The sequence below is a fragment of the Streptomyces sp. AM 2-1-1 genome (assembly GCF_029167645.1).
Lineage (GTDB): Bacteria > Actinomycetota > Actinomycetes > Streptomycetales > Streptomycetaceae > Streptomyces.
This window is the reverse complement of sequence record NZ_CP119147.1, coordinates 6,788,710-6,801,350: the sequence shown is the minus strand read 5'-3', so window position 1 is coordinate 6,801,350 and position 12,641 is coordinate 6,788,710. Positions and strand designations below refer to the sequence as shown.

Sequence of the window (12,641 nt, the reverse complement as noted above, 5' to 3'; positions counted from 1 at the left end):
TTCGGCGGGTCACACCTCCCGCCCCCGAGCCTCACCCCGACGGAATCGCCCCGCCCTCGCCAGAGCCTCTCCGAGCAGGCATGACAAGCCCCGAGGGCCACGCGGGACGAGCCTCGGGGGCAACCCGGGCCAGGCTCCAGGCCAAGGGGTCCACGCGCCCCGCCCCTCTCCGATCATTTTCTGCAATCGATCAAGGAAAGCCGTCCTTGAACCGTTTTCTCCGGGGTACATGCAGGATTGACCACGGAATTCACTTGACGGGGTAATTCATATGCGCCACCACGTTCAGATGAAAGACTCGACTTCCACCGACACACGCGTCGAATTCGTCTGCAGGCCGCTGCGGGCCGCCGAGGCCCGTGACGCGATCGCCGCCTTCCTCGAACGTCTCGATCCGCCGCCCCGCGCGGACACGGTGCAGAACCTGATCCTGCTCGTGTCGGAGCTGGTGACCAACGCGATCCGCCACGCCGGTGGCGTCTCCGCGCTCCGGCTCGCCGCTGATCGCCGCGCTCTGCAGGTCCGGGTCTCCGACGACAGTTCGGCCCATCCCCAGGACCGCACCCCCGACCTCACGGGGCGCACCGGTGGCTTCGGCTGGCCCATGATCCGGCGCCTCGCCCATGACGTGCAGGTACGGAGCCGGGAGGGCGGCGGGAAGGTGGTCGTGGCGACGGTCGGGCGCTGAGGAGCGCACACGGGGGAGCCGGTACACCCGGGACCGGGCCGGGCGGACGTTCTCCCCACGTCCTCCCCGACCCGGCTCGGACCGGAGGTGCGGCTGCGGGTGGGGCAAGCCCGCAGCCGCGCCTCCGTGCGCGCCGGGGAAGGCGCGTCACCGTTCTACGGTGTGGTGATGGCGGGCCGGGGGGCCGTCGCCATGCCGCTGCCGATGGCGAAGCTCGGGTGCGGAGGCTGGTTGTACGCGGTGTTCTGCCAGGCCAGCGCGGTGCGGTACTGGGTGTCGTGGAGCAGTGTGGTGATCTTGGTGGTGGTCTCGTACGGCGTGGAGTAGATCCGCAGGGCGGTGTTGTTGGTCGTCGGCCAGACGACCTCTTCCCGCCAGTCGCCGAAGAGGTCGCCGGAGAGGGCGGGGGTGGCCTTCGTGCCGTTGTTGGCATGGACGGAGGCGCCGGTCAGCAGTCGGGTGTCGGACGAGGTGCCGTACTTGTCGATGTGGGTGGAGTCGAGCAGTTCGCGGGTGGTGTCGCCGTCCCACCAGGTCAGGAAGTTGGTGCTGGACGGCTTGCGGGTGGCGACCACGGCACCGGAGGGGTTGCGGACGCCGTCGGCCGCCGAGGACCAGGACTCGGCGCCGAGGCTGCCGGACCAGATGTCTCCCGAGACGCCCCGGCCGTTGTCGCCGTCGGCCGGGGTCGACCACAGGATCTGCCCGGTGCGCGCGTCGGCCATCCAGGACGAGGGCTTGGAGCTGTCCTCGTCCACCTTGAACTCCTCCAGGCCCGGTCGGGACGGGTCGAGGTCGCCGACGTGCTGGGCGTCTCCGTGGCCGTTCTTCGTGGTCCACAGGGCGGCGCCGTTGTCGTCCACGGCCATGGAGCCGTACACGATCTCGTCCTTGCCGTCGGCGTCGACGTCGGCCACGGAGAGCTGGTGGTTGCCCTGGCCGTCGTATCCGCGCCCGGAGTTGGTGGAGCTGTTGGTGTCGAAGGTCCACCGCCGGGTGAACGCGCCGCCCCGCCAGTCCCAGGCGGCGATGACGGAACGCGTGTAGTAGCCGCGCGCCATGATGAGGGAGGGCCGGGAGCCGTCGAGGTAGGCGGTTCCGGCGAGGAAGCGGTCGACCCGGTTGCCGTACGAGTCGCCCCACGAGGAGACCGTGCCGCGCGCGGGAACGTAGTCGACGGAGCCCATGGCCGCACCGGTCCGGCCGTTGAACATGGTCAGGTACTCGGGCCCGGTGAGGACGTACCCCGAGGAGTTGCGGTGGTCGGCGGAGGCACTGCCGAGGGTGGTCCCCCTGCCGTCGACCGTGCCGTCCGAGGTCTTCATGGCGACTTCGGCCTCGCCGTCACCGTCGTAGTCGTACACCTGGAACTGCGTGTAGTGCGCGCCGGAACGGATGTTGCGGCCCAGGTCAATGCGCCAGAGCCGGGTGCCGTCGAGCTTGATCCCGTCGACGACGGTGTTGCCGGTGTAGCCCGACTGGGAGTTGTCCTTGGCGTTGGTGGGCTGCCACTTGAGGACGAAGTCGAGGGCTCCGTCGCCGTCGAGATCGCCCACGGAGACGTCGTTGGCCTCGTAGGTGTAGGAGACGCCGTCCGGGGTGGTGCCTCCGGCGGGCGGGCTGATGGGCACGTCCTTGTATCCGGTGCGGAACTGGACGGCGTGGACGGAGTCGCTCTGTTCGACGCCGCCGACCACCGCGCGGACGGTGTAGTCCGCGGTGGCGGGCGCGCCGGCGTGGAAGTAGTTGGTCGAGCCGGTGACGGGGGTGGCGTTGACCTTGGTACCGGCCCGGTAGACGTTGAACGCGACGGCGTCCGGGTCGGTGCCGAGCCACCGCCAGCTGATCAGGTTGCCGCTGTCGGTGTGCACGCTGACGACTCCCCGGTCCAGCGCCTCGGCCTGCCGCAGGGTCGCGGCGTGCGAGGTCTGGCCCGCGGCGACGAGGCCGGCGGCGGCGAGCAGACCGGCGGCCAGCGAACTGACCAGAACGCGGGTCCGGGGGGACCGCGGACGCCTGCCTCGGGCGTGGGGGGAACGGGCAAGAGCGGATGTGGGGTTCACGGTACGCACTTTCGGCCGGGGGCGGGTGAAGGTGTGCGTACGTCAGTCGCCCCCGGCCGTCCAAAGGTTGCCGTCCCCGCGCCGCCGGTTTCCGGTGGCCGCCGGGGCCCGCTCAGCCGCCGTCCGGAGTCGTCGTCGGCAGGGCCTTGGGGCGACGGCTTCCGCGCACCCGTTCCCCGAGGCCGGCCGCGCTCGCGGCCGAGTGCAGGGAGCGCAGGGCGACGAGGAGGAAGCCGATGTCGTCGAGGTAGACGGGGTCGGGGATGAGGTCGACCGGCGAGACCGTGTAGATCAGCGCCGCCCAGAACAGGGCCTTGGACCGGAGCGGTATCCCGGCCTCGGTCAGGAGCTTGCGGGCGCGCACGACGCGTACGAGCAGGACGGCGGCGACACCCATGGTGAGCAGCGCGGCGACGGCGCCGATGACGAGCCAGGCGTTGAGGTCCATGGCTCCTCGTGTACCCGCTCCCCGGCCGTACACGGCATCCGGGCGGCCGGAACGCGCCGGAGGGCCCGGACGCACCGGGCCCCCGACCGCACCGGTCCCGCCGGTCGCGCCGGTTCCCCGGTCGCCCCGGCACGGACCGCGGCCGTCAGGCGCGCTGGCCGGCCCTGCGGCGGTCGCGGCGCTTGAACGCCCGGCGTTCGTCCTCGGCGAGGCCGCCCCACACCCCCGAGTCCTGGTTGTTCTCCAGGGCCCACCGAAGGCACTCCTCCCGGACGGGGCAGGCGTTGCAGACCGCCTTCGCCTCCTCGGTCTGGTGGAGTGCGGGCCCGGTGCTTCCGATCGGGAAGAAGAGGTCCGGGTCCTCCTCGCGGCAAGCCGCTCGTGTGCGCCAGTTCTCCATGGTTCCCACTTCCGGTGGCCGGTTGCGTGTTTTCGTCTCCGGATGTCGGGTGACCGGGAGCCGGAGGCCGAAACCCCGTGTCAGCGAAAACTTGCCTCCGGGGGACGGTGCAGGGCGAGCAGGGCCTGGTCGTCCTGCGGCCGGTCACCGGTGTGCCGGCGGACGTCGCGGATCAGCACGTCGAGGAGGTGCCCCGGCCCGATGGGGTCCCCCAGGGCGATGCGGCGCCGGGCGAGGACGGGCAGTCGCTGGGCCGCGTCGTAGAACGTCCCGTCGCGGTCGCGGGATTCGCTGACGCCGTCGGTGTACAGGACGAGGGTGGCGCCGGGCGGGAAGGGGAAGGCGTCGACGGGCGCGGTCCAGTCCCGCAGCGCGTCGATGCCCAGCGGCGGTGCTTCCTCGGAGGGTTCGAGCAGCGTGGCCGTGCCGGCCGCGTCGAGCAGCACCGGTGGGGGATGGCCGCGGTTGATGAGGCGTACGGACGACAGATCGGCGGCGAACTCGGCGAAGAGACCGGTCGTGAAGCCTTCCACCCGTTCCAGGCCGCCGCGGCGGTCGCTTTCCCGGGTGAGGGCTCGTTCCATGGCGCCGACCAGGGCGTCGAGGTCCTCGGCCTCGTCGGCGGCGTACCGGAAGGCCCCGAGGTCGGAGCAGACGGCGCTGACGGCGCCGAGGCCCTTGCCCCGTACGTCGCCGATGAAGGCGCGGATGCCGTGCGGGGTGTGCTGGACGACGTAGAGGTCGCCTCCGATGAGCGCCTCGTCCTCGGCGGGCACGTAGCGTGCTGCCACCCGCAGGGCTCCGATCCGCGCGGGCGGGTCGGGCAGGACGGCCCGCTGGGCGACGGCCGCCACCTGCCTGGCGCGCACGGTGTGCGCGTACTGGCGGTCCAGGCGGCGGCTGATGAAGATCGCCAGCCAGGTCACGGCCAGCAGGGTGACCTGGTTGGCCAGTCCGCGGCGCCAGTCGAAGGTGCCGTCGACCCGGGTGAGGATGGCGTGGACGGCCATCGAGGCGAGCCCGGTCAGGATGATGCCCCGGGGGCGCAGGAGCGGTCCGGCGAAGACGGGTGCGGCGATGAGCAGCGGCGCCGTGGTCACCTCGTGCGGGGTGACCAGGTCGACGACGACCGCCAGCACGATGACGCCGGCGGGGATCCACGCCACACTCCTCGACTGCACCACTCCCCCACGCTGCACGCCCCGGGTGCGGTCCGCATCCCGGCGGGAGGCGATCGGGCCGGGCCTCGTGCCGTGCGGACGCCGGCCGAATCGGCGCGCTGTGTAGGGCCGTGGCCAAGACGAGCGACACTTTTCTGATGTTTTGCATTGATTGCCTGAGTCACGGACGTTAAAAGTTCCACCACCTGGGCCCGGTATCGACCCGGACGGATAGGGTGAGCGATCCGGTGTACCGGATCGGGCGATCTCGGCGTCCCGTGTCCGGTGGCACCCAGCAGGAGACTTGAGCGCCTTCAGGGGGAAGGCGCCGCGTGGCCCCGACGGAGGACTTCGACAACCGTGGACGCGCAAGGCCGTGGGCGGGCGGACGACATCGACCCCGCAGATCAGTGGGTGCTCAATCCGCGCACCGGGGAGTACGAGCTGCGACTGACCCCTTCCACGCCGCGACCGGGACGTACGGGTGTACCGAGCCCGCGGGGTCCGGTCCGGGAGGACGGGGATCGGGGCCCGGCGCGGGAGCGCCCGGACCGGGACACCCGTACACCCGGCCGTACGGAGTCACCCGCCGAACTTCCGGCGCCGCGCAGACGCCGCGGCGCCCCCGCCGACCCGCCCGGCCGCCGGGGGGCGCGGAACAAGCGGAAGCCGAGGACGAAGCGGTTCCTGTACTGGACCGGCGGCTCGATGGCCTTCGTCCTGGTGGCCCTCTCCGCCGCCGGGTACGCCTACCTCAAGCACCTCGAAGGAAACGTCACGACCCAGGACGTGGGCGATGCCGGGGCCTCGGGCTTCAGCAAGGACGAGGCCTTCAACATACTGATCATCGGCACCGACAAGCGGACCGGTGCGGGCAACGAGGGGTACGGCGACGCCGGCAGCGTCGGCCACGCCGACACCAACATCCTGCTGCACGTCTCCGAGGACCGCACGAACGCGACGGCGCTCAGCATCCCGCGCGACCTCATCGTGGACGTGCCGGACTGCCCCACCAAGCAGGCGGACGGGACCGAGAAGGTCGTCCCGGGAACGCGGCAGGTCCGTTTCAACACCAGTCTCGGCCAGGACGGCCGCGATCCGGGCTGCACCATGCGCACGGTCGAGGAGAACACCGGCATCCCGGTGGACCACTTCATGATGGCCGACTTCAACGCGGTCAAGACGCTGACGACCGCCGTCCAGGGCGTCGAGGTCTGTCTCGCCAAGGACGTCGACGACCCCGACTCGCACCTGAAGCTCGGCAAGGGCACCCACACGCTCCAGGGCGAGCAGGCACTGGCCTTCCTGCGCACCCGGCACAGCTTCGGCAACCAGGGCGACCTCGACCGCATCGCGGTCCAGCAGCAGTTCCTCGGCTCGCTGATGCGCAAGATGTCCTCGGGCGACACGCTCACCAGCCCCACCAAACTGGTGAAGCTCGCGGAGGCGGCCACCGAGGCCCTCACCGTGGACACCGGCATCGGCAAGGTGAGCGCGCTCAAGGACATGGCGCTGGAGCTGAAGAAGGTCCCCCCGAAGAACATCTCCTTCACCACCGTACCGGTGCTCGACAACCCGGCCGAGAGCGTCAAGGCGACCGTCGTCATGGACCAGGCCCTCGCACCGCCGGTATTCCGGGCCGTCGCGGACGACGTCTCCCTCACCGCCGTGAAACAGGCCAAGAAGAAGGAGGCCGCCGCGGTCGCCGCCCGCCTCAAGGGCAGCCGATCGGCCGCCGCCGAGGTGCGGGTGCGGGTCCTCAACGGCGGCGCCGAGGGCGGTTCCGCGCAGAAGACCCTGGACTGGCTGCAGAACGAGGCGGGTGTACCGAAGTCCGAGAACGGCGGCAACGCCCCCGCCGAGCTGGCGAAGACGACCCTCGAGTACGCCCCCGGGCAGGCGGACCAGGCCCGGCGGCTCGCCGCGCTGATGGGCCTGTCCGGTGCCGCGATGAAGCCCGGTGGGAGCGTCACCAACGCGCAGGGTCAGCCCGCCATGACGCTGACCCTCGGCAAGGACTTCAAGGGTGCCGGGGTCCCGCTCACCGCTTCGGCGAAGGCACCGGAGAACGTCGCCAAGTCAACTGCCGACCAGGCCACGTGCGCGAAGTAGCGGGCTGAGCGGACGGGCCGGGCCCATCCCCGGGACCGGGAGCGCGGCCGGTCGCGCCCGGTGGTTCAGGCGGGCTCCGTACGGCACTCGGGGTGGCCCCAGCCCACCGGGTTCTTCGCGATCGTCTCCTGGGCCGCGTACGGCTTGCCGCACCGGCACCGCCCGGCGAACTTCGCACGGATCGTCGCCCCGGTGCGGGCTCCGCCGGTGGACGCCTTCGCCGTCCTCCCGGGCGCGCTCTTCACCGCCCGGGAGGGTGCGGGTTCGGGGAGCGCGGCCGTCCCGTGGGCGGTACCGGCGGGCCGCTGCGTCACGGCCGCCTCGCTCGCGGCCTGGTCGGCCAGGGCGTTCAGCGGGTCGCCGCCGACCTGGTGGGCGGGGACGTACTGGAAGCGCACCGTGCGACCGGAGAGCAGCTCGTCGATGCGCACGACCAGCTCCTGGTTGGCGACCGGCTTGCCGCCGGAGGTCTTCCAGCCGTTGCGCTTCCAGCCGGGCAGCCACTTGGTGACGGCGTTCATCGCGTACTGCGAGTCCATGCGGACCTCGGCCGGCACCGCCGGGTCGGTCGACTCCAGCAGCGAACGCAGGGCGGTCAGCTCGGCGACGTTGTTGGTGGCGGTGCCCAGCGGGCCCGCCTCCCAGCGCTGCGGGCGCCCCGCCGCGTCCGCGACCACCCACGCCCAGGCGGCAGGCCCGGGGTTGCCCTTCGACGCCCCGTCACACGCGGCGATGATGCTCTCGTCCATCCCCCGATCATGCCAGCCCGGACGGACACCTCCGTCCGCCCGCCCCACGGGGAAGCGGGGCCGGCCGAGCAGGGACCGAGGTGGGAGGCAGCCGTCAGGGCACGATCGAGTCGACGTACCCGCCGTCCACCCGCACCGCCGCGCCCGTGGTGGCGGAAGCCTGCGAGGAGCTGAGGTAGACCACCAGATGGGCGATCTCCTCGGGTTCGATGAGGCGCTGGAGCAGCGACTGCGGGCGGTGCAGGCGCATGAACGCGCGCTGCGCCTCGTCCCACGGCAGGTCCCGGTCCACCAGTTCGTACACGAAGGCCTCGACGCCTCCGGTGCGGGTGGGGCCGGCGATCACCGAGTTGACCGTGGTGCCGGTGCCCGCCGCTTCCTTGGCGAAGCCCCGGGAGACGGCGAGCAGCGCGGTCTTGGACATCCCGTAGTGGATCATCTCGGCGGGGATCGCGATCGCCGAGTCGCTCGCGATGTTGGACACCCTCCCCCACCCCTGTCGCATCATCCCCGGCAGGTAGCGTCGGATCAGCCGGACCGCGCTGAGGACGTTCGTGTCGAAGTAGGTCCGCCATTCCTCGTCGCTGATCTCGAGCGCCGCGCGCGCCCCGAAGATGCCGAGGTTGTTCACGAGGATGTCGGCACCGGGGACGGCCGACAGAAGCCGGTCGGCGCCCTCTTCGGTGGTCAGGTCGCAGGCGACGCTCTCGGCGTCGGCGGCCGGGACCTCCTCGCGCAGGGTCCGGGCCGCCGTCTCCAGCCGGCCGGCGCCGCGTCCGGTCAGCACCACCGAGGCGCCCGCCGCGGCGAGGCCGGAGGCGATGGCGAGGCCGATTCCCTGGGATGATCCGGTGACCACGGCCTTCTTGCCGGTCAGGTCGATACGCACCTCGTGTTCCTTTCCGCCGGGTCGCGGTGCCGGGAGGCCCGCCCTTCCACCGTCGCATCCCGTCGGTGGAGGCGCGTGCGGAGCGGCGCCGCGGGCCGGCACCGACGCTGAACCCTCTTGACCTCAACATTGCTTGAGGTCCTACTTTCCTGTCGTACGGGCCCTCTCGGGCCGCGCACTCGGTCGGAAGAACCCGGAGCCCTCGCATGGACATGGAATTCACCGCCTGGTCGTCGCTGCACAGCGTGATGAACGCCGAACGCGACCGCCGGCCGTTCTCGGGGGCGACCCTGCGCCGCATCCTCGGCTTCGCCCGGCCGCACCGGCGGCGGTTGGTGCGGTTCCTGATCGTCAGCGTGCTGGGAGCCCTGCTCGCGGTGGCCACGCCGGTCCTGGCGGGCAAGGTGGTCACCACGATCGTGCGGGGCGGCCCGGACGGTACCGTCGTCCGTCTCGCGCTGCTCATCGCCCTCATCGCGGTGGCCGAGGCGGGCCTGGGGCTGCTGACCCGCTGGCTCTCGGCCAACCTCGGCGAGGGGTTGATCCTGGATCTGCGGACGGCGGTCTTCGACCACGTCCAGCGGATGCCGGTGGCCTTCTTCACCCGCACCCGGACGGGGGCGCTGGTGAGCCGGCTCAACAGTGACGTCATCGGGGCCCAACGGGCCTTCAGCAACACCCTCTCGGGGGTGGTCTCCAACCTCGTGACCCTGGTCCTGACGCTCGCCGTCATGCTCGGCATCTCGTGGCGCATCACGCTCCTCGCCCTGGTACTGCTCCCCGTCTTCGTCGTTCCGGCCCGCCGCCGGGGCGCCCGGATGGCCTCGTTGCAGCGCGAGGCGGCCGCACACAACGCGGCGATGGCGACGCAGATGACCGAGCGCTTCTCGGCACCGGGCGCGACGCTCGTCAAGCTGTTCGGAAGGCCCGCCGACGAGTGCGCCGAGTTCGCCGCCCGGGCCCGCCGGGTACGGGACATCGGCGTCCGCACCGCGATGGCGCAGTCCGGTTTCATCACCGCACTCACCCTGGTCTCCGCGCTGGCGCTCGCGCTCGTCTACGGCCTCGGGGGCCACTACGCCCAGCAGGGCGCGCTCGAACCCGGCGCGGTGGTCGCGCTCGCCCTCCTGCTGACCCGCCTGTACGCGCCGCTCACCTCGCTCGCCGGTGCGCGGGTGGAGGTGATGAGTGCGCTGGTCAGCTTCGAGCGCGTCTTCGAGATCCTGGACCTGAAGCCCTTGATCACCGAGAAGCCTGACGCGCGGCGGGTACCGGACGGGCCGGTCTCGGTGGAGTTCGACGGCGTCTCGTTCGGTTACCCGTCGGCCGACAAGGTCTCCCTCGCCTCGCTGGAGGCGGTCGCCGCGCTGGACGAGCGGGGCGGCGCAGAGGTGCTGCACGAGGTGTCCTTCGTGGCGCGGCCGGGCCGGATGGTCGCGCTGGTGGGCTCTTCGGGGGCGGGGAAGTCGACGATCGCGCAGTTGCTCCCCCGGCTGTACGACGTCGACGCGGGGGCCGTGCGGCTGAACGGGGTGGACGTCCGGGACCTGACCGCCGACTCGCTGCGCGAAACGCTCGGCATGGTCACCCAGGACGGACACCTGTTCCACGAGTCGGTGCGGGCCAACCTGCTGCTCGCCCGGCCGGACGCCGCGGAGGAGGAGATCTGGGACGCCCTGCGCCGCTCGCGGCTCGACGGACTGGTGGCCTCGCTCCCGGACGGACTGGACACGGTGGTCGGAGAGCGCGGCTACCGTCTCTCCGGCGGCGAGCGCCAGCGCCTCACCATCGCCCGGCTGCTGCTGGCCCGTCAGCGCGTCGTCATCCTCGACGAGGCGACCGCCCATCTCGATTCCACCTCGGAGGCTTCGGTCCAGGAGGCGCTGACCGAGGCGCTCGCGGGACGGACCGCGGTGGTCATCGCCCACCGGCTCTCGACGGTGCGCGCCGCCGACCAGATCCTGGTCGTCGAAGCCGGTCGGATCGTCGAACGCGGCACCCACGAGGAGCTCCTCGCCGTCGGGGGACGGTACGAGGAGCTGTACCGCACCCAGTTCGAGCGCCCGGACGCCGAGCCGCACGCGGTGGGGTGACCGGGCACACGGCGGGGAGGCCCGACGGCGGGCACGGCGCTCGTCGTCGGCCGGGCGTCGCCGAACTCCCGGGGAGTTCTGCCCGGCCCGTTCGCGGCCCGGCGCGAGGGAGGGCCGGACTGCCGGGGCCCGTCGCCCGGCCGGTCCGGTCAGCCGCGCTCGGCGCGCGCCCCGCGCACGCGCCGGGCGACGCCGGTGAGGGTGCGGCCCGCCCCGTGTTCCCGGCCCCGGCGCAGCACCGCGCGGCCGCAGCCGGTCCACTGGGAGGGCGGGACAAAGGCGCCGTGTCCGCCCCGGGTGACGAGGGCGTTCACCGGGGTCATCGGGTCGCCGGCGACCGCCTTCGCCAGCAGGACACCGGCGACGAGTGGCAGGAGGACACCGGCCAGGGCACCGCCGGCCACGGTGACGTGACGCATACGGGGGCTCGCATCGGTGGGCATCCTCTCCATTCGACCGGCGCCGGCCCCGCCGCGGATGCGTCGGCGTACTCATCCGCGGCGACCGGATACTCAGGGACCGCTCTTCCGGTCCACGCTGCCGGGCCGGGTCCCCGGTCGACGCGGCCGGCGCCGCCGGCTATCGGGCATCCGTCCGCCGCAGGTCCACGTACGCGGCGACCGGCAGGTGGTCGCTGCCGGTCCCGGGCAGGGAGCGGATACCGGTGACGCGGGCGGACCGCGCCAGGACCTGGTCGATCCGGGCCACCGGAAAGGCCGCGGGCCAGCTGAACGCCGCTCCGGAGGCGGGGCCGTCCAGGTCGGCGCGGAGCGGACCGAGTCCCCGGTCGTCGACGGTGCCGTTGAGGTCGCCGAGCAGGAGGACCCGGTCCAGCGGTTCGTCGTGGACCGCCGCGGCGAGGAGGACGGCGCTCTCGTCCCGGAGTCCGGAGCGCAGGCCCGCCCCGCCGAGGCGGACGGACGGCAGGTGGGCGACGTAGACGGCGAGGTCGCCGTCCGGAGTGCGGGCGGTGGCCCGCAGGCCCCGGTTCCACGCCTCCGTGATGCCCTCCGGCCGAATGTCGACGGGGCGTACGTCCGTCAGCGGGAACGCCGACCAGAGCCCGACGGTGCCGCTCACCGCGTGGTGGGGGAAGCGGGGTGCGAGCACCTCCTCGTACACCGGCAGGGCCTGCGGGGTGAGTTCCTCCAGCGCGACGATCCGCGCCCCGCTCCGGTCCAGTGCGGCGGCGGTACCCGCCGGATCGGCGTTCTCGTCGCTCACGTTGTGCTGGACCACCACCAGGTCGCCGGAGGCGTCCGTCCCGTCGAGGAAGAGGCCGCCGAACCGGAAACCCCAGACGACGGCGGGCAGCACCGCGGCGGCCACGGCGACCGGGGCCCTCCTCAGCAGTCCGGCGCAGAGCAGCACCGGCGCCACGAGACCGAGCCACGGCAGCAGAGTCTCCGTCAGGCTGCCCATGCGCCCCGGGGTGTTGGGGACGAGTCGGGGCGCGGCGAGCAGCCCGGCGGCCACCACGGCGAGGACCGCCTCCGTCGTGCCGCGCGCGGGGCGGTACCACCTGCGGGGCGTGGGCGCGGCGGAGTGCGCGGGTCGCATCGTTCTCCTCGATCGGTCGGAGCACGGGGATCTCTCCGGGTGCCCGGTTCGGCCCGGAATCCGCGCGGCCCGCCTGCGGCTCGGCCGCCGCTCCGGCTCGCACCGCAGGAGGACGCGGTGGGGGCTCCGTACGGTTCCGCCGGAGCCCGACGAGCTCTGGCCGCGGCCGACGACGTCGGAGGAGCCGTACGGGACACCGGCTTACCCGCCTACACGTGGCGGAACACGGGTCGGCCGAAGCGGGACCGAGAGGTTCGGTTTTCGTGAAAGGCCCTCCCGCGCTCGAACGGTAGGCGCGCGCCAGATCCCTGGACGCTCCCGCGCCCCGTCCGCGTATTCCCGCATTCTCCCGTTTGTTAGGTGAGGCATTCACGGTGACCGCCTGCGGGCCGGCCGCACGGACGTCCCGGACGGGGCCGCTCCTGACCGTCCGGACACGGCGGATCGTCAACCCGTTCTTCTCGTCGCACGGGAGCGTT

The 12,641-nt window shown here is 72.5% G+C and carries 11 protein-coding genes; 3 read left to right on the top strand and 8 right to left on the bottom strand.

What is annotated here, in order from left to right; genetic code table 11:
- Positions 1 to 289: 289 nt before the first annotated feature.
- Positions 290 to 688: an ATP-binding protein gene (locus tag PZB77_RS29390; protein ID WP_275495657.1), complete on the top strand. Its 399-nt coding sequence runs from the start codon at positions 290 to 292 to the stop codon at positions 686 to 688.
- Between the two features lie 155 nt (positions 689 to 843).
- Here PZB77_RS29390 and PZB77_RS29385 read toward each other — a convergent pair whose 3' ends face one another.
- From PZB77_RS29385 to PZB77_RS29370, 4 genes are all read right to left on the bottom strand, one after another.
- Positions 844 to 2,676: a rhamnogalacturonan lyase gene (locus PZB77_RS29385; protein WP_275496271.1), complete on the bottom strand. Its 1,833-nt coding sequence runs from the start codon at positions 2,674 to 2,676 to the stop codon at positions 844 to 846.
- A gap of 187 nt (positions 2,677 to 2,863) precedes the next feature.
- Positions 2,864 to 3,199, bottom strand: a complete 336-nt coding sequence (locus PZB77_RS29380; RefSeq protein ID WP_275495656.1) for a YkvA family protein — start codon at positions 3,197 to 3,199, stop codon at positions 2,864 to 2,866.
- 145 nt (positions 3,200 to 3,344) lie between these two features.
- Complete coding sequence (locus PZB77_RS29375; protein ID WP_275495655.1) at positions 3,345 to 3,599, bottom strand: WhiB family transcriptional regulator; 255 nt, start codon at positions 3,597 to 3,599, stop codon at positions 3,345 to 3,347.
- Positions 3,600 to 3,679: 80 nt separating this feature from the next.
- A complete protein-coding gene (locus PZB77_RS29370) occupies positions 3,680 to 4,783 on the bottom strand; it encodes a PP2C family protein-serine/threonine phosphatase (RefSeq protein WP_275495654.1) in 1,104 nt (367 codons plus the stop codon).
- Positions 4,784 to 5,119: 336 nt separating this feature from the next.
- Here PZB77_RS29370 and PZB77_RS29365 point away from each other — a divergent pair, with 336 nt between their 5' ends.
- Positions 5,120 to 6,871, top strand: coding sequence for an LCP family protein (locus PZB77_RS29365; RefSeq protein ID WP_275495653.1), 1,752 nt, complete (start codon positions 5,120 to 5,122; stop codon positions 6,869 to 6,871).
- A 65-nt stretch (positions 6,872 to 6,936) separates the two neighbouring features.
- Here the strand turns inward: PZB77_RS29365 and PZB77_RS29360 are convergent, their stop codons facing one another.
- Positions 6,937 to 7,620: a ribonuclease H gene (locus PZB77_RS29360; protein ID WP_275495652.1), complete on the bottom strand. Its 684-nt coding sequence runs from the start codon at positions 7,618 to 7,620 to the stop codon at positions 6,937 to 6,939.
- A 94-nt stretch (positions 7,621 to 7,714) separates the two neighbouring features.
- Positions 7,715 to 8,509 (bottom strand): SDR family oxidoreductase, encoded by a 795-nt coding sequence (locus tag PZB77_RS29355; RefSeq protein WP_275495651.1) that lies wholly within the window; start codon positions 8,507 to 8,509, stop codon positions 7,715 to 7,717.
- A gap of 206 nt (positions 8,510 to 8,715) precedes the next feature.
- Between PZB77_RS29355 and PZB77_RS29350 the strand changes: the two genes are divergently transcribed.
- The gene (locus PZB77_RS29350; protein ID WP_275495650.1) at positions 8,716 to 10,602 is read left to right on the top strand and encodes an ABC transporter ATP-binding protein; all 1,887 of its coding nucleotides are present in this window, start codon (positions 8,716 to 8,718) and stop codon (positions 10,600 to 10,602) included.
- A gap of 149 nt (positions 10,603 to 10,751) precedes the next feature.
- Here the strand turns inward: PZB77_RS29350 and PZB77_RS29345 are convergent, their stop codons facing one another.
- Positions 10,752 to 11,045: a hypothetical protein gene (locus PZB77_RS29345; RefSeq protein ID WP_275495649.1), complete on the bottom strand. Its 294-nt coding sequence runs from the start codon at positions 11,043 to 11,045 to the stop codon at positions 10,752 to 10,754.
- Between the two features lie 136 nt (positions 11,046 to 11,181).
- A complete protein-coding gene (locus PZB77_RS29340; protein WP_275495648.1) occupies positions 11,182 to 12,162 on the bottom strand; it encodes an endonuclease/exonuclease/phosphatase family protein in 981 nt (326 codons plus the stop codon).
- Between the last annotated feature and the right edge of the window lie 479 nt (positions 12,163 to 12,641).